The sequence below is a fragment of the Maribacter sp. ACAM166 genome (assembly GCF_005771495.1).
Classification (GTDB): domain Bacteria; phylum Bacteroidota; class Bacteroidia; order Flavobacteriales; family Flavobacteriaceae; genus Maribacter.
On record NZ_VAUW01000013.1, the window covers coordinates 63,049 to 81,366 of the forward strand.

The following is an 18,318-nucleotide window of genomic DNA, read 5'->3' on the forward strand; positions in this document are numbered from 1 at the left end:
AAGTGTAATCCTTTCTAAAAAGGCGTGCATCAAAAATACTTTAGTTTGATAGCTAAGTAGCTTATCTGAAATCCGAATAAGAACGACTTAGGTCATTCATAATCTAGAAACATACGAACCTATTCATTATTACGAAAAACGAGAGAAAATCAAGTGTTGCACCTATGTTTTACCTCTAATAAAAAAGCCGAGATGTAAATCTCGGCTTTCCCTTGCTGTACTCGAGGCGGGAATATTCATTTAATATCAAATGAAACCATATGAGGCCAAATGACTGTAAATCAGTAATTTAAAATGTTAAAAATTTGCTTCGCTTTCCTTTTATTTCCTATTTTTAGATGAAAACCGTCACTCAACCGTCACTTTTATGTCTGTACAATTAAGAAGTAGAAAGCTAAAATCAGGAGAAAAAAGTTTGTATTTGGATATACACCATAATGGAGAACGATGGCGAGAATTTCTCAAAATCAGATTGTCGCCAAAAGACGCTGACCGAAATGAAAAGAAAAGGTTGGCTGACAGATTAAGGGCAAATCGTGAATTGGAAATACTATCCGATGAAACAGGTCACATACCACAGCATTTAAAAAATCAAAACTTCTTTTTGTTTGCTGAGCACTTCATCAATACGTATAAGTTTAAGGATGTTCGTATAGTGGCCAATGCGGTTGCAAAATTCAAATTGGCTATTGACAACCCTAGATTGAAAATTTCTCAGATAACTCCTTCCATAATGGAAACCTATAAAGATTATCTTATCCATAGTTCAGGACTTGCAGGAGAAACGGCTCATAACTACTTTACAAGATTCAAGAAAATTTTAAAGTCAGCTAAAATTCAAGGGTATATAAAAGTGATGCCTACGGAAGATATACGGTTCTCAAATCCTCACAAAGACGATACGTTGAGGAAGCAAGTGCTCGATGGTGAAGAATTACAGAAACTTGCCAATACACGTTGTGGCAATAAAGAAGTAAAGAAAGCCTTCTTGTTCGCTTGTTATACTTCGTTAGGTTTTGCCGAAACTAGAGAGTTGACTTGGGGGAATATCAATAAAAGTCGCCTAATTACTCATAGGAAAAAGACTGGAGAACTGATCAACAATCGATTGAACCAAACGGCTCTTGCTATAATCGGTATGCCTGGAAGGAAGAACGATTTTATTTTTAATGTTCAACATATTAGTATAAATGGCCTGAATAAAACAATCGGTTATTGGGTTCAACGAGCGGAAATCAATAAACATATTACTTTCTACTGCGCCAGACATACCTTTGCTTGTTTGCTGCTTATGAATGGTGCAAACCTAAAAACGGTTGCCGATGCTATGGGGCATAGCTCTACCAAAAGCACCTTAAAATATTTGAACTTCATCAACAAGCTCCAAGATGAGGCCATTGATAATCTTCCAGCTTTAGAGATTGCTTAATTATGAGCAGTAATCGAGCGCGGGCAAGATAAGGGCATGGAGCGTTTTTTTTACGCTCCATGCTGTTATGCGCGGTGCCGAGGGTGTTGGAAAACCTCAGGTTTTTCAACTTCCGCAGGAACATCGTGTAATAAGACTTAAGCCTTTTGATGTAAGTATTAATTAACTGTTAAACAAACTATTGCCCATATATACTGACTTTGTTGGAGTAACCAAAATGATAGTTGTAAAATAAGATTAGAAGCTATAATTTTATTATGAATGTCAAGTTTTTTGCGCAAAAAACTTGACATATCAGGCTTCTAGTTCTGTTTTTTAAAAAAAGAATTCAAACTGTAACTGTAAAAAAGCTACATATGTGATGCAACTAAAATTATCATAACTTATTAAAAAATGTCCAGTTTTTTAATAAATAAACTGGACATTTTAAATATCTTTGTAGAAACAATTTCCAATGAAAACCTCTGAATACATTGAAGATAAGATTAATAAGTTGCCCAAGGGGTATGTATTCACCTATATAGATTTTATGAATGAGGTGGCCAAAAGGGAAGCCGTGATCAAACATCTGAATCGAATGGCCACTTCCGGCAAGATTTATAAATTATCCAAAGGCAAATACTATAAACCCCAAGAAACGGTATTCGGTACTTTGTTACCTGACCAGAATCAAATTGTAAAAGATTTATTGGAAGAAGACGGCAAACTTGTGGGGTACATTACGGGGTATAGTGTTTATAATTCCCTAGGCCTTACCACACAAGTTAGTAATACGATACAAATTGGTAAGCGGGAAATAAGACCCTCTTTTAAAAGAGGCCGTTTTAGAATCTCGTTCATCAAACAAAAAAATACGATCAATAAAGAAAACATTCCGCTATTGCAATTATTGGATGCCATGCGTTACGTAAAGAAAATACCGGATAGCAATATTGCTAAAAGCTGCATTCGATTTATGGTATTGTTGCGCGAACTGAATAGTAGCGAACAAAGAAAAATCATAAAATTGGCTTTTAAATATTCCCCGGCAACAAGAGCATTATTAGGTGCGCTGCTAAGAGAGATTGATTGTAAGGCAGAAACTGAAATAAGAGATCTTCAAGATACATTAAACCCCATAACGGTTTATAATCTTGGCATTTCTGAAAAGGTGTTGTCAAATGCTAAATACTGGAATATAAAATGAAGTTGCACGAAAACGAAGAACTTTTCAGACAAGCGGTACAAGCAACCGCACAGCGGATGGGTATTTCAGATATCTACATCGAAAAGGACTATTGGGTATGCTATGCTCTAAAACTCATTTATGAAAGTGCCATCAAAGATGAAGTCATATTTAAGGGAGGCACGGCCTTATCAAAGTGTTACACGTACATCGACCGTTTTTCTGAGGATATTGACTTGGTCGTTTTGCGAAGAGAAGAAGAAACAGGGAATCAATTAAAAAACAAACTCAAAAAAATAACAAGGGAAATAACCGCACCGTTTACCGAAGTAGCTATGGAAGGAATTACCAATAAATTGGGGATGATTCGGAAAATAGCGTATAACTATCCCAAGATTTTCAAAGGTACTTATGGACAAGTAAGGCATGTAATTATCATAGAGGCGACATGGCTCGGCTACTTTGAACCTTATTCTAAGAGAGTCCTGAATACCTATATCTTTGATATGATGATGGCTACCAACCAAACAAGCATCGCTGAAGAATATGCACTATTGCCTTTTGAGGCTCTTGTGTTGGATTCCAGAAGAACATTTTGTGAAAAAATAATGAGTTTGGTTCGGTTTTCACACACCAAAACCCCTATTGTAGACTTGAATGCAAAAATCAGGCATATATATGATATTCATCAGCTACTAAAAGATGATACGATTCAAGCGTTTTTCTCTTCGGATGTTTTTGATAGTATGCTGCTAAAAGTAGCACATGACGATGTGCAAAGTTTTAAGAACAATAATGACTGGTTACAATACCATCCCAAAGAAGCCCTAATTTTTAAAAAACCTGAAGAAACGTGGAATAAGCTTAAAGATACCTATCAGAATGACTTTAAGTTTTTGGTTTATGGGGAGTTGCCAAATGAGGAGGATATTTTGATGACGATTATGAAAGTGGGAGAACGATTGCGAACGATTACTTGGATTGTTACTTTTTAGTATTGAGTTATTAAGAATTTATAATGCTAACGCACAATTTATACTAATTCCGATACATGGAAATTAATGAAAACCAACAGAATATATGTATATATAGCGGTTTAAAAAGTATTGGAGAAAAGATATCATCCCTTTATATGAATTCATTGAGCATTCTTCATAACAAATCCTTTAAATTCAAATTACAACTATAAGCACATCTTTTGCGTGAAATAGATGAAGAATTAAGGGATATTCTTGCCCCAACAATTGAAAAGGTAAAAATACTCAAGGACTTTTCACTAACAGATCGTGGAAATGAAGTTTCAATATTGGTTGCTTTAGATTTGCCTATTAATGAATTGAATTTAACCAGTAATAAAAGAATTATAGTAAATATTTTAAGCTATAGAAATTTCCTACAACCTTAATGAAATAAAGACAATTATTTTACTATAATTGACAAGTACTGTTCAAATTTAAATAATAAATAATTATTTAAATAACTGATTGTCAATAATTTAAATAATAATATAATAATAAAAATTTTGTGTTTTCAATTCTTTTTTATCCTACATTTAACTCACCTAATTTAACCTATGTAAGACGGTATCTCTTTTTTGAACGCGTAAGCCAGCTTTTGGGAAAAGCAGTGCTTACTACTTTTTTTCAACCTAAAAATAATTTAAATGAAAACAAGATTACTATCAATAAAGCTCTACTAATTCTATATATCTTCTAATTAGGAATAGAAGCTTGAGTTGTTTAAGATGCAGTTTTTGCTAAAGCACGAATTAATTTCAACTTTATTGTGATTAGATAAAAATTGATATATAAATGAATATAAGTCATATAGAGAAAGTGGCTTCATGAAAAGCCTTTTATTGGATAGAAAACTTGCCTCCACAAATCATTAAATCACCAACTAAATGAATATAAAAAATTTAAAATCTTTGGCGAATACCCTTATTAAACTGCTCCCTATTTACTTTTTATTTTTTGCAACAACAGCAAATTCTCAAATAACCAAAGGCAATTGGATGTTTGGCGGTGACGCCTCTTTTTCTAACAAAAATAGATATCAAAATCAATTTAAAGAACTTAGTAAATTAAAATTTACTGAATTTGATATTAATGCCAATGCAGGGTATTGTTTTGTAGATAAGCTTCAAGCAGGGGTTAGGCTTGGGTATTCGGATTATAAGGTACAAACATATACCGGAACAGACAGACATTTGTTGAATTATGGTATTTACTCAAGATATTATTTTCTAAAACCTGAAAAGTTGGTGAATATTTTTCTTGATGGAGAATATTTCCTTGGAAGTAAAGCTGTTGCTAGCGGTGAGCTTGAAGATAACATACATGGGTATGCAATCAGTGCCGGACCAACTATCTTTTTAAATAGTTCTGTGGCTATGGAATTGGGCCTGAATTATTCTTCCACAAAATTTACAGGGGTGAATGATACTACCGAAAACAACTTTCAAGTTAGTTTAGGCTTTCAAATATTTTTAACTAAAAAATAAAATCAAAAAATCATGAACCACATAAAATTACTTTTCGTGTTGTTTATCTTAACAATAACAACTTCTAATGCACAACTTGTGACATTAGATTATGCAACGTTTACACCAAATCCATCAACTACTTGTGACGTATTTGGTGTACTAATTCCTGTTCAAAATATTTTTCACGAAACTAAAAGAGGAGATGTAACCAAAAATTCTGGTCAAGGTGCTCTCGAGCTAAAATTTAATTATAATACTGGTGGAACAAATCAGAAAGGAACGGAATTTGCGATAACTGGTACTTTTAAAAAAGATTATAAGTATACTGTAAAAATAACTGCCAAAAACAATAATACGTATAACGAGCCAGCAGGTCTTAAATGTAATTTTGACCCAAGTGGTATCGATCCAGCATGCGATGGATTAAAGTTTGTAAATGCCAATAACGGCACATTCTCCTCGAGTAGTAGTAATTGGTTCAAAATTGTAAATGGTGCTACAGATTTCACGGAATATACATTTGAATCAGACTTTTTAAGCGCTGCACAATCTAGTTTAGGCATTGGCACTTTTAGTTTAAACAACATAATTTCAAGTTCACAACATTTACAAACAATTTACATCAAAAAAATTCAAATTTTTGAAGTGCCACCGCCACCAACATTTACGTTAACATCGAATGTTAATAGTATAGCCTGTGGTGTAACAACACCAATTGTGTTTACCGTGAATAATGTATACAATTCACCGGGCACTATGACCTATCAATGGGGCTACCCCGGTTGGTCGGGTACAGTCAATACCTCTATGAGCTCCGTATCCCTAACACCGAATTCCTCAACTACCTTACCTGGCACCGTTACGGTGACTCCTTCTTTAAATGGAGTAGCACAACCCACGCGAACTTCTGTAGTATCCCGTAGCGCGTTTACAAGTAATGCTTCGATATCGGGCAGTAGTACAGTATGTTCTAGTTCAACATATACCATGAGCGGTTTGCTGGCCGGGCAATCCGTAACCTCTTGGGTTGTATCTATCCCATCAAAAGCAACCTTGAGTACCACTTCCGGTAATTCAACGACCGTAACCAAAATTGGAAGCGGCCCCATTACGCTAACCGCCACAATTACGAATTCGTGCAATCAAACCATAACTAAATCTATAGATTTTCAGTTAGGTATTGTCAATGTTCCAGGGGCCATTTCCGGGCCAGCTTCAGTTTTGACCGGTGCGCTAGTAAACTATAGTGTTGCAAGTGTTCCAGGCGCTACATCCTATATTTGGTGGCTGCCCTACCCTTATGATACCTTTACCAACTTTAACTACTCGGGACAGAATTGGCAAAAACGTACGAATTATAGTTCTTCTAATTCCATACAAGTATTTACAGGTTTGGGAGGCAATCCAGGTCAAATTCAGGTAATGGCCGTAAATGCTTGTGGTACAAGTGGGGCAAGGAAGTTAAGTGTTACGCACGGTGGTGGCGGTGGAGGAATTCCAAGACCGGCCGGATCGGGCACTCAGATTTATCCGAATCCCGCCAAGGATTTTATCAATATAGAACTGAGCAACCAAGAAATCACAACCAATTCTGATATAAGGGCCATAATCTACGATACGAACGGTAAGGAACTGAAAAGTATCAAAATAATTAGTTCAAGCACTACGATCGGTATTGAAGATATTCCCTCAGGTATGTATATTATTGAAGTAAACATTGATGGGGAAAAGGAGAGCCACAAAATATATATGAACTAAAATAACCGTTTGCACCATAGCTAAAGCGGTTCTATAAAATATAGGACCGCTTTTTATTTTGTAAAGGGCCATAATAGGTTTTGAAGATTTAAACGGTCATGTTCAACTTTGTGACATAGCTACAACGATTGCCTAACATGTACTTTAAGCCATGAAATTGCCGAATTTATATAATAATCGGTTGATGAAAACACTGAACATTTTAAAAATCAGATTGATTGAACGAACTATGGTCGCCACAGATGAAGAATTATTACCTGCTATCGAGAACATACTCAATTCGACCGAAACGGCTGACCAATTAATACTAGATTCTCATCAAATTGAAATGCTTATATTGAACGAAACTGCTATTGCGAACGGTAATTTGATATCCGAAAGTGACCTTAAAAAAGAGGACTCTGAATGGATGGTCTACTAATATTTTAGACACAAATTGCGAAAATACAAAGAAACTACATTTTCAATTAGTGAAACAAGTGGAATAAAAGCAATCAATACGCTCAAAGATTGAACGTAGTGATTAGAGAGCGAACGTCATTGTTAAAGCAGTTTCCTGAAATGGGAAAGCATACGGACCTTAAAGATACTTGAGCTTTAATTTTGGCCCATTATAGTATTCTCTATCAAATTCAACAAGCCCAAATAATAATCACGGGATTTTGGAACAACAGGCAAGAGCTTTATGGACTTTTAAAATTTTTAAATATAACATAAAGAGGAGCAACATTTGATTTCCTATGAAAAGCACATGTCTCCAATGCGATGGTTTTAATAAACGGCTCTTTAATCACATTGCTTACCCAATTATTTAAAGAGATACATAGTTCTTAGAAAAAGTATTACCACGCTGCCCATAACGTTTAAATAACCATGATTCCATTCAACTAAAATTATAGTGTATCAAGCCCAGCATTAATCCGACTTTCAAATAAATTCCAAATAGTCATAATTGGTAGAAGCCCCCAAATCTTACCAAAACTTACCTGCGCCTGGATCCTGGCCGGTTTTTGTAGTGTTCCGGCAGATAAGCGTAAAGCAAAAACCGGATAGGGCGCATGCTACTTTTTGCTTTTGGGTTCTCTCCATTCTTGATAGCGTGCGCTTGCCTCCGGGCTGGCCTCGAGGAACGCCTTGAAATGCCCGACGGCCTTTTCTTCTCCCTGTCCATAAGCTTCCTGTTTTATATCGGAGATCCGTGAAACCTTGTAAACGGAGAAGCCCAACACCAAAACGATACAGGCGAACAGTCCACAAAACAGCTTTATGGCCCATTTCGGAATCGTCATGGACTTTTTAATGTAGGATACCACGTTCGCCATCAGTTTATGTTGGTCGTCAATGGCTCTCTTTTGATCGTCATTGTATCGCCTCAAAATAAAGTCGATATCCGAAGTGTCGGGCTTGATCTTGTAGTTCATCAGAAAAGCTTGCAGCTCTTCCATGCGACTGACCGAGTTTTCAAATTCTTTGATTTCCTCCGTTAACAATTCTGCTATTTCTTCTAGTTTTGCCATAGTTTTAGATTTCCATTCCTAATCCAATTGTTTTTTTGATGGCCAATTTAATCGCCTTTTGTGCAATGTTCGCTGCCAAGTTGGGGGAAACTCCGACTGTTTTGCCCAATAACGGCATGGTGTTTCCGTTACCTATTTTTTGAGCAGCATTTTTATCAAATCCGATTCGCTCCGCTATTCGCCCCATCGACATCGAACGATGTACGTCACTTCCCTTTAGGTTCTGACCTTGGTATTCAAATCGGAAACCCCGAAGCTGATTCGATTTACCGATGCTTGGAATGACTTCAACATTTTTTTGTTTCATGTACTTGATATACTGGTCAAAATCTTTGGGCTTCATTTCGGTAATCACCTTTTCATGGACTTGCTTTATTTCCTGGCGTACAATTTTCACTTCGTTCAATTTCCCCTGTTGCACTTCCCGTACCGTGGTCAACCCCATTTGCTTTGCTACTTTCTCGGCGGCCTGTTGGCTCCGCTTTCCGATATAGCTGTCCTTGTATGCCTTACCGTCAAAGTCGATGCGGTTTACGTATAAGTGGATATGCCGATGGCTTGTATTCTGATGCACAAAGGCAATGGCCTGTCGTTCCTGTAGTTTCATTTCTTTGATGAACCGTTCCGTAATTTCCTTCAGTTCCTTTTCTTTCAATTCCTGTCCATCTTCTATCGTAGGACTAAGGACGAAACTCAAGGTGTTCTTTTCACATCGGTGGTTCTGGGATTGTATGATCTTGAATTCCCGAGTGATCTCTTTGGGATCGTCCCCTGCCAGATATTCGCGATAGACCACCTTTGCATCTTTCTCCTCGTTCCAACCGTACCCCATGGAAGCTCCCGTATGCGATATGGATTTTCCCATGCCTATCATTTCTTGAAATTGTAAAGATGTTCCCGTATTTCAGTTGCCAACTGTATCACTTCATCGGCCAGTTTGGGATTTCGTTTTCGGTACATATTCCCGATACGTTTAAAGTTGACCTGATATTGGACCAGTAATTTGTACACCTCGATCTGTTCATCTGAAAACCGTTCGACGATCCGATGATCAAAGGCAGCACGACGACAATATTCACTTATAGAAAGTCCGCTCTTTTTGGCCTTGATCTTGAGCAGCTTTTTCTCATAAATGGAACATCGAAATTGTACAAATTCTTTTTTCACTTTGTGCTTTTTTATTCTTTTTCAATCGAAGTAGTCTTTTCTAAATCATATATCAAAAACTCATTTAATAGTTCCTATCCTTTTGCGACCAACGGGAGAAAAAGCAAGATTTGTCATGACAATGACACATCTTGAATTCTTACTCAGATGGGATTTTACCGTTACATTCCTTTTTCTCTTTTTCTTGCGATATACATCTCATTTATATCTTTGTACTCTTTATAAAAATAGGATCTGTCGATGCAGTATTCATGATTTTGCAGTAACCACTTCGTAGCTTCTTTTCCTGCCTTATCATTGTCCAGATACAGTTCTACATCCTTAAAAAATTCTATATACCGCATGGCACTTTTAATAAAGGACAGGGAATTTAAAATGAGAAAGGATTTGTTATCGTGACAAAAATTCGTGACCGATAGAAAATCGAACATTCCTTCCGTCACTACCAATTACTTACATCCATTGAACAGAAATGTAATATCCTTTGGGGAGGATGCACTCTTGAAATATTTATTGCGAAGTTCCCATCCACCGGAATCGTTCTGTAGTCCGATGCCGAAATAGTGGTTTCCCTTGCACGAATAATGTACTTCCTTACAGTATTTTTTAGCGGTTTCCAGTTTTACGTTCCGCTCGTTCAGGTATCCTTTTAGACCATAGTGCCAAATGGGATTTACACTTTTGACGACCAAGCCGTTCAAGGATTAAAATAGTGTCCATTGTTTTCCTTTTTTAGGGTTGTTAAATGAACAAAAGCGCTTTTGTTTTCTTTTGAAGAATTCCTTGGATAAAGGTAAAATAAAGGAAGGGTCGGAGCTTGATATATTGCTTTTAGTTATTCACAAAAACTTGATATACAATGTTTTATATCAAATCAGTTCATATGAAACCAAATAAAATATAGAAAAGTAAATTTGGTCTCAAATGGATTCAAATGACATCATTTGATTTTAGTCGAATGTGGAAGAATTTTGAGTTATTAACAATTTAAAATTGCAAATACAAAAATGTGAGTTTAAAAAGGGTGGAATATATTGTTTTGGGAGTGGTCGATTACATAATAATTATTTCACGTTTAAGACCAAAACGAGGGGCAACCCCATTTTGTTGGTCTATTTTATCCTCCAACAGGTTCGCCGCAATGCTTTTTAAAGGTCTTACCGAACGGGTGACGTTTTCCAAAGAATAATCGTCCAACTCATATTCAATGTAATAAGGAAGGTCGTTCGTTTGGATTTGGCCATAAAATGAAAAGCTAACGGATAAAATAAGTAGTGGTAGTAGTCTATTCATAACAAAAGTATTTAGGTTAAACGATTTTAAAAGTTCTACACGCTTAACTAAAATACAGTGCTATGCCTTAATCTTTTTTCAAATGCATATACTCACCTAGCTCATATTGAATTATCAGCGTGTCCGTTTTTATAACATAGGTCAATTTATAATCTTGATCAACTTCATCATAGGATTGCACAAGGGATTCCATAAACTTTCTGCCCCAATCAGATTCGGCAATTTCCGTAGTATTAAGCATATTCAATGTCAATTTATTCGATTCAACGGAATACGAACCAAAAAATTGGTTCCTGCCTGTTTCTCCACTAAAGTTGTTTTCTTCAAAGTTTATCATTACGGTTTCATCACCATTAAGAAAATCAACAATTACATCAGCATCGCCCTCGGCATAGCCGATTAGTTTCCATGTCCCTAATAGGTTTTCAACCTGTTTGGCAGTATCATCGTTAGAGCAGGATAGTCCCACAAGGAACAGCAGAAAAATCGATGTATTTAATATTGTACCTCTCATATAATAAATATATCAAAAAATGAATTGCATAGCTAAATACTTACGTTATTCTAAAGATAATTCTACTTTATTATAAAACTTCCAAGAACTTTTTTTGTTTTAGATGTTTTCTTTGCTTTTTTGTTGTCACTTTTTATTTGTTTTCTAGTGGTAGATAATCATTGGACATTACCCCTTTGTTTTACAACCCCTATAACGATTTTAGTATAGAAGTTCTGAGCTGTTGAAAGCCCAGTGTTAGCTTGGCCTTATCGTGCTAAAAGACTAGAAGTCCCATAGTATGAACTTACCTTTCTATCACTAACACATTCCGAGTATGGTGTTACTGGGCTCGTGATGCAAAATTTATCGTGATCTAAAATAAAACCGTCACGCACCACCAAATTTTTTGCGCAATAGAATTTTTAAAAACATCCTAAAATGGTTTTTTTTTGAGATTGAGATAGTTATTTGACGCTTAAAATTATCATTCATAAATCCTATGTCAATAAATTTCATGGAAAATCAGGGTAAAATTATTCTAGCTACAATTAAATTCTTAGCTGTCTTATTAGATAGTACCGTAAAATGGTCAATTTATGAAATGGGTTCAGCAAAGTACCAAATTTCGTAGTGGAGTGTTCCATTCTTGGTCTTTTAAAGTATTCTTGTTAATAAACCTTTTATGGAACACTCGCTGACAAAAAAAACCTTGTAAAGGCTTTAACCAATATTCAGATTCAACTCAGGAATCTAATTAGCCGCTACCTTCATTTTTCATCAATAAACTTGGTTTAGATTTCGATTGTTCCAATTTAGCGATAACTAAGGTGTTTAATATTGTGTGAACATCGGCACTATTTTATAGTTGGATTAAATAAAATAACTATAATCAGCCTTAATTTTCCTATCTTCCACTAAAGAAAACAAAAGGTGAAAATAGGTTCAATATTCAGAAAACCGTCACTAAACCGTCACTTCAAAAAACACAAAACCCTGTTAATCAATTGATTAACAGGGTTTAAAAGTACTCGAGGCGGGAGTGTCATTAATTCCTTTCAGCCTCGTATTCACAGGCCTTTGAAAGCATTGAAATTGGAGTGCACCCGAATCTGCAACCTTTAACATTATTTTATGTTCTTCTATTACAAACTCCAATAAAACACTTAAAATAAAATTTAATTTTTTTGAAAGTCTGATAACCAATTATAGCGGCTCGTCATAATTTTTAACCACTACGCCCTTTGTATTATTTAGATAGCCAGAAATTGGCCTAGCTGCTTCGTGTCTTATTTCATAACCATTCTCAACAATATTTTTAGCTTGCGATTTCCAGTTTCTAACGTTTAATTCCCTTTGTAATTTCCATTTTCTCGCATGGTAATAGGCGTAGAATTTTCTACCCTCCATTTCAGGCCAATTATTTTCTTTAAAAAAAATTAAAACGGCCAATTCATTTTTTGGCTTGGCTTGTTTATTTAAGTTTTCTTTTGTTTTAAGTTTATAAAAAGGTACCAGATTTTGGCCTGGTTCTGGGACGCTGTTGGCCATTTTTTGATACGCAGGTGTCCCAGAGCTTGTACCACTAGCTGTCCCGAATATGGACATCTTCACTTTTGAACCTCTTGCTGGGTGAAAAGATGGAAAGTAGTTTAGGTAGCCCCAATCATTCAAATCTTTCAGATAATTATGATAGGTCGTTTTTGACTTGAACTTTGCTTTTTCCATAATGAACTGCCTATTGATGGTAAGCGTCTTTTTGAAGAATTCACGATTCCATTTCTGAAAGAACGCCAGGTATAATGTGATATGGCCTTGTTTGATTCTCTTGTCATTGTTGAATCTTTCGAAGACGGCATTTAGGTGGGCGATGTAGTTTACTTTTTCCATCGGTTCTTAAGGATTTCGTTATCACTATTTTTTTCACGATACTGCACTTGCTTTTTCTCCGTGCTATACTTTTTCTCTATGAGCAATGCCTTTTTTTCTGGGACTGATTGTTCGAAAAGTGAATACAACATTGCTGCAGTAGGTTTGGTCTGAGATTTTTCAATATCCTTTAGTATGGCAATCATTCCGTTCATACGTTTCTTGATAAGTAAGGACATTCTCATTTCCAAGGTCTCCATTCGCGGTCCCAAAGATTCTGCAGGAGAAATTCCATTCTCCTCAAAAAAGTCCAACATGAGCATCAAAGTCATGGATTGTGACTTTGACATTTTCTTACAGAATTTTCGAAATCTGGTTGCAACCGAAGTCTTTATGCCAAGCTTCTCAAATCGCTCTTTTCTTAATTCTTTATCCATTTTTTCTGAAATTTTATACCGTTTTTATTGGGTTGTAAGCGTTTTTTCTGAAAATCGGGCTCAAATACCAAAATTCCCAAAAGAGACAATACTCCCGAAACCCCTATTCTCATTGCTGATGGAGAAAAAAATCAAAACGAAACATCGCGCCAGCGTGTTACCCTCTTGCTTCTCCATCCCTTCATTTCATTTCGGGATTTCGAACTTTTCATCTTAAGCTAAAAAGCGAATCGAAAAATACGATCCGACCACTTTTTTTAACATGGCATATATCTGTTTTTGATGAATCCTTCGTGTTCAAAAGAAAACGATGATATTTATACAGCTTTTTACAGTATTGAATTACCACAAAATCGAGGCCATATTCAATGGTCTATTTTGGTGTCAAATAGTTGCCAAAATGACATTTATCCAACTACTTATTATATCCTGAGCGTTTTCCTTTTCATTTTTTAAAAAGGCAGGAGGGTATCTTTGAATTGTATATTTTTTGAAATACGACAGAATTAAAAATGGGTGTCCATCTCTTCCAATTACTTCCCATAGAGCCTTCGCTGTTACCTTTTCTGTAACGACACCTAAAATTTCGATTGCGTAAGGACTTATAATAGAGAGCGAGCGAACGGTTATGCAGTCCGTCTCGAGCTAAATTTTAAATCTTTGTAAAGAAAAGTGGATAGTCGGTTATTGTTTTAGCGAACTTGATTTCGGATGTTTACTTGGAAATGGAATGTTTCTTTCAAGCGCAGCGGAAAGAATTAATGAAATGAAAAGTCCAAATTTAGGATTGTATTCAAAACCTATTGTAGTGAAGCTCGTTTCATGTAATGGAGCTTTTCAGCGAAATGAAAGGAAATGTGCTGAGCGGTATTTAAAAATCCTTAAGGTGCTTAAAATTTAATGGAACATAATAAAGTTCAAATAAAGGTGGAATTAGAGCAGGTTTTAAAGCGTAGAATCGAGATAAGAAAGAATGCACTTAGTGAGTTTTTAGTGAATAGAAAGCAAACTAATGAACAAGTATAAATACAAGGATGCTTAAACCTAATTAGCATTGAGAAATATTGTAAATCTTACTAAGCCAAAAGACGACTAGTTTGATAGTTTTCATGGTTCTGTTTGCTGAACATATACTTTTTAATAGAAAACTGTAATTTGTTAAATTCCTTTAATTTTCTTGAGAACGTAGTAAAAATCTACTTTTCTTACAAAAAATTACCTATATTTAAGTAATCTTGATGTAAATACGTTAACGTTATTTTTACTCGTAGTTGATTCCCCATTGACACAAATAGATGCCACCTATAAATCCTATAATTGTTTGTTTGGCAATCGCAAAACTTAACCAATCTTAAAATCAATTATTAAACCCTAAATAGAATGATGTATCTATGCAATGGTCCATGAAAGACCTTCTCTTTACTAAGAAGTTTCGCATCCCAATTGATCTACTGATAAAGCACATTGTATAAGAACGGGGGTTCACTAACATCCTAATTTCTGCTTCCCATTGTAATAATCGATGGGACTAATTTAGGGTTAAGTACCTGAAATTTCTATCAACAAAAAGAATTTATTCAAATAAACAACAAACTCTAAAATGAAAATAATATTCACTCAAAAGCTAAAGCAAAAAACTAGAATTTTTTTGCTGACTGTAACATTATTGTGTTTCGGTCTGGCGAAAGCACAAACAATATCCGGAACCGTTTCGGATGAAACGGGACTATTACCTGGCGCCAATGTTTTGGTCAAGGGAACCACCACAGGTACCCAAACAGATTTTGATGGCAATTATACACTACTCGATGTGGGTAGCGATGCCGTTCTTGTATTCAGTTTTATTGGTTACAAATCAGCCGAGGTGGCTGTTGATGGACAAACTACCATTGATATAACCTTGGAACAAGATGCCTCTAAATTAGATGAGGTTATTGTAACGGGATATGGAACACAAACTAGGGGTGAAATTACTGGAGCGGTTGCATCTGTAGACGTAAACGAAGCCGTGAAAGTACCCGTTCAGAATGCCGCGGAATTATTACAAGGAAGAGTTACGGGAGTAACTGTTACACAATCAGGTACGGCAGGTGATGCACCCAAAATTAATATTCGTGGTTTTGGTTCTAGTAACAATACTGACCCATTGTTTATTATCGATGGTGTTCAAACAGATAATGGTAATGTGTTAAACAATATTAACCCTGCCGATATCAAGCAAATGACCGTTTTAAAAGATGCCGCTGCAGCGATATATGGGGCAAGAGCTTCTAATGGTGTTGTTATAATTACCACCAATGGTGGAGGTTATAATATGAATAAGCCTATAGTTTCTGCTGATTTCTACACAGGTTTTGCTGAAATCACGAATTCGGTAGATTTATTGAACGTAGACCAACATGCAGCTGTATTATGGGAAAGTCTAGAAAATCAACAGGCAATAAATGGCCTTACCACACCTCCTTTTCACGCCCAATACGGTGGAGCAGATGGTAACTCAGGGCCAGTAGTTCCTGCCACTGTGCAAGGGGCTACCATAAATGGTGTGCCATTTACAACCACAGTTAAACCCAATGGAGGTACTGACTGGATTGAGGCTATCACACAAACCGCGGCAGTAAATAATGCTTCTTTTTCTGTATCTAATGGTGGAGAAACTGGAAAATACTATTTGTCCAGTTCGTTTTTACAACGACAAGGGGTTATTAGAAATACTGACTTTTATCGAGGGAGTACAAGATTAAATTCTGAGTTCAGAGTAGGTAAAAATAAAAGACTGACCGTTGGGGAACACATTAATGTATCTTACACAAAGGCTTCAAGAGGTACAACTACTGCTACTGAGTTGGCTATGAGAATAACACCCTTGATACCGGTTCGAAATGATGCTGGCGAATTTGCAGGGACTGAAGGTCCAGAATTAGGAAATTCAGGTAACCCAGTTGCTGATTTGTTCAGGGCTAGAAATGATTATGAAAAGAACTATAACTTTCTTGGTGATATTTATGCAGATTATAAAATAACAGATAAATTAAGTATTAAAACTGTAGCTGCAGCAGGTTTAAATATTTTAAATACAAGACAATTTGTAGCAGTTAATCCTGAAGCCAAAGAATCTCGTGACAACGCGACGCTAACAGAAGGAGATGCAACAACGTATAACTGGTCTTGGACTAATACAATAAATTATAGAAACACTTTTGGAAAACATTCGATAAATGCTCTTGGTGGTGTTGAGGCAATTCAGGAAAGAGGAAAAGGAAAAAGAATTTCAAGAAGTACTTTCTTAAATGAAGACGTGAACTTTGTTTTGCTAAGTAACGGTATTGCAACTGCGAATGTAGATGAAGCTGTAGATGGCTCGACTACCTTGTTCTCTATTTTTGGAACGGCCAATTATGATTATGATGGTAAATACTTTCTTACCGCTACCGTGCGTAACGATAAATCATCTCGTTTTATAGGTGATAATCAAAGTCAAACGTTTCCATCGGTAAGTGCAGGTTGGGAACTAACCAAAGAAGATTTCTTTAACGCCGATGGCTTTCTCAATAGGCTTAAATTAAGAGCATCTTATGGTGAATTAGGTAACCAAACATTACCAATTAGAAACCCAGCGCAGAACGGCTTTTTTCAATCTCAGCAATTTGCAGATTATGCTTTTGACGGAGGACAAATTCGAGATGGGGTTTTATTAACTCAAGTAGGTAATCCAGATTTAAAATGGGAGACTTCAACCTCTTTAAATCTAGGTGTAGACTTTTCTATCCTTGACAGTAAACTGTCTGGTTTTGTTGAATATTTTAATATCGAGACTAAAGATTTAATTGTGAGAGACCTTAATGCGGTAAGTTTAACTGCAATTGATGCAGGTGCACCCTTTGTGAATTTCGGAACCGTGCGAAATAAGGGAGTAGATATACAATTGAATTGGAACGATAATATCGGTGAAGATTTTAACTATGGTATTAGCGCAAATCTTTCTACGGTTGATAACGAGGTAACCGAATTCAAAGCACCGCTGCAAGGAAATTCAAGTGGAATTAGAAAAGGACAGGTAACCAGGACAGAGGAGGGAGATGAACTTTCTTATTTCTTTGGAAGAAACGTTATAGGTCTTACTGCTGAAGGTAGGTTCATATACGAAGATGTGAACGGAGATGGCGTAACAGACACCGCTGATCGTACCAAAATTGGATCACCCCATGCTAATTTTACCTATGGTGCCAATTTCAATGCAAGCTATAAGAATTTGGATATTTCGTTCTTCTTTCAAGGATCACAAGGTAATGATTTATGGAATTACAATAAAATATTTACCGATTACGGGTTCTTTTTTAATGGAAATAGAAGTACCAGAACATTGGATGCACGTTCGGCAAGTAATCCGAACGGTTCATTTGTTGCCTTATCAGCAACTTCACAAAACAATGAAGACGAACCCAACTCCTCTTATGTCGAAGACGGTTCATACCTTAGGCTTAAAAATTTAACTATTGGTTATACCTTGCCTAAGTCAATCCTAGAATCTGCTGGAATTTCTTCTGTACGGCTTTACGTAACAGGTACAAATTTGTTTACAATAACCAATTATACAGGATTTGATCCAGAAGTTATTCCAATTGACAACTTAACCTTAGGATTGGATAGACAAATTAATCCACTTCAGCGGGTCATAACTCTTGGTGCTAATTTAAAATTTTAA

17 protein-coding genes are annotated in these 18,318 nt (G+C 36.0%); 8 read left to right on the top strand and 9 right to left on the bottom strand.

All coding sequences use genetic code 11. The features are described from left to right. The first annotated feature begins 367 nt into the window (after positions 1 to 367). From ES765_RS10940 to ES765_RS10970, 7 genes are all read left to right on the top strand, one after another. Positions 368 to 1,429, top strand: coding sequence for a site-specific integrase (locus ES765_RS10940; RefSeq protein WP_138114204.1), 1,062 nt, complete (start codon positions 368 to 370; stop codon positions 1,427 to 1,429). 454 nt (positions 1,430 to 1,883) lie between these two features. Further along, positions 1,884 to 2,615: a DUF6088 family protein gene (locus ES765_RS10945; RefSeq protein ID WP_138114207.1), complete on the top strand. Its 732-nt coding sequence runs from the start codon at positions 1,884 to 1,886 to the stop codon at positions 2,613 to 2,615. Beyond that, positions 2,612 to 3,589: a nucleotidyl transferase AbiEii/AbiGii toxin family protein gene (locus ES765_RS10950; protein WP_138114210.1), complete on the top strand. Its 978-nt coding sequence runs from the start codon at positions 2,612 to 2,614 to the stop codon at positions 3,587 to 3,589. Before ES765_RS10945 ends, ES765_RS10950 begins: the two co-directional genes overlap by 4 nt. 203 nt (positions 3,590 to 3,792) lie before the next feature. Beyond that, entirely contained in the window at positions 3,793 to 3,999 is a 207-nt protein-coding gene (locus tag ES765_RS10955; protein ID WP_138114213.1) for a hypothetical protein, read from the top strand. 498 nt (positions 4,000 to 4,497) lie between these two features. Next, positions 4,498 to 5,097, top strand: coding sequence for an outer membrane beta-barrel protein (locus tag ES765_RS10960; protein WP_138114215.1), 600 nt, complete (start codon positions 4,498 to 4,500; stop codon positions 5,095 to 5,097). Positions 5,098 to 5,109: 12 nt separating this feature from the next. Beyond that, positions 5,110 to 6,837 carry a T9SS type A sorting domain-containing protein gene (locus tag ES765_RS10965; RefSeq protein WP_138114218.1) on the top strand — a complete coding sequence of 576 codons (1,728 nt, stop codon included), beginning with the start codon at positions 5,110 to 5,112 and terminating at the stop codon, positions 6,835 to 6,837. A 184-nt stretch (positions 6,838 to 7,021) separates the two neighbouring features. After that, entirely contained in the window at positions 7,022 to 7,258 is a 237-nt protein-coding gene (locus tag ES765_RS10970) for a hypothetical protein (protein ID WP_138114221.1), read from the top strand. 640 nt (positions 7,259 to 7,898) lie between these two features. Here the strand turns inward: ES765_RS10970 and ES765_RS10975 are convergent. The 9 genes from ES765_RS10975 to ES765_RS11015 all read right to left on the bottom strand — a co-directional run bounded on the left by ES765_RS10975 (position 7,899) and on the right by ES765_RS11015 (position 13,613). Further along, positions 7,899 to 8,354 (bottom strand): DUF6730 family protein, encoded by a 456-nt coding sequence (locus ES765_RS10975; protein ID WP_138114224.1) that lies wholly within the window; start codon positions 8,352 to 8,354, stop codon positions 7,899 to 7,901. A gap of 4 nt (positions 8,355 to 8,358) precedes the next feature. Beyond that, a complete protein-coding gene (locus tag ES765_RS10980) occupies positions 8,359 to 9,228 on the bottom strand; it encodes a relaxase/mobilization nuclease domain-containing protein (RefSeq protein ID WP_138114227.1) in 870 nt (289 codons plus the stop codon). Next, positions 9,225 to 9,521, bottom strand: coding sequence for a mobilization protein MbpA (gene mbpA, locus ES765_RS10985; protein ID WP_138114230.1), 297 nt, complete (start codon positions 9,519 to 9,521; stop codon positions 9,225 to 9,227). Before mbpA ends, ES765_RS10980 begins: the two co-directional genes overlap by 4 nt. Positions 9,522 to 9,682: 161 nt before the next feature. Continuing rightward, complete coding sequence (locus tag ES765_RS10990) at positions 9,683 to 9,964, bottom strand: toprim domain-containing protein (RefSeq protein WP_138114233.1); 282 nt, start codon at positions 9,962 to 9,964, stop codon at positions 9,683 to 9,685. 6 nt (positions 9,965 to 9,970) lie between these two features. Next, on the bottom strand, positions 9,971 to 10,222 hold the full coding sequence (locus ES765_RS10995; RefSeq protein ID WP_171017286.1) for a hypothetical protein: 252 nt from the start codon (positions 10,220 to 10,222) through the stop codon (positions 9,971 to 9,973). 352 nt (positions 10,223 to 10,574) lie between these two features. Then, entirely contained in the window at positions 10,575 to 10,814 is a 240-nt protein-coding gene (locus tag ES765_RS11000) for a hypothetical protein (RefSeq protein WP_138114239.1), read from the bottom strand. A gap of 67 nt (positions 10,815 to 10,881) precedes the next feature. Then, positions 10,882 to 11,328 (bottom strand): META domain-containing protein, encoded by a 447-nt coding sequence (locus tag ES765_RS11005; RefSeq protein WP_138114242.1) that lies wholly within the window; start codon positions 11,326 to 11,328, stop codon positions 10,882 to 10,884. A gap of 1,185 nt (positions 11,329 to 12,513) precedes the next feature. Then, on the bottom strand, positions 12,514 to 13,197 hold the full coding sequence (locus ES765_RS11010) for a hypothetical protein (protein ID WP_138114245.1): 684 nt from the start codon (positions 13,195 to 13,197) through the stop codon (positions 12,514 to 12,516). After that, a complete protein-coding gene (locus ES765_RS11015) occupies positions 13,185 to 13,613 on the bottom strand; it encodes a BfmA/BtgA family mobilization protein (RefSeq protein WP_138114248.1) in 429 nt (142 codons plus the stop codon). The genes ES765_RS11010 and ES765_RS11015 overlap by 13 nt, the downstream gene beginning before the upstream one ends. 1,600 nt (positions 13,614 to 15,213) lie before the next feature. Between ES765_RS11015 and ES765_RS11020 the strand changes: the two genes are divergently transcribed. Further along, positions 15,214 to 18,318, top strand: a complete 3,105-nt coding sequence (locus ES765_RS11020) for a SusC/RagA family TonB-linked outer membrane protein (protein ID WP_138114251.1) — start codon at positions 15,214 to 15,216, stop codon at positions 18,316 to 18,318.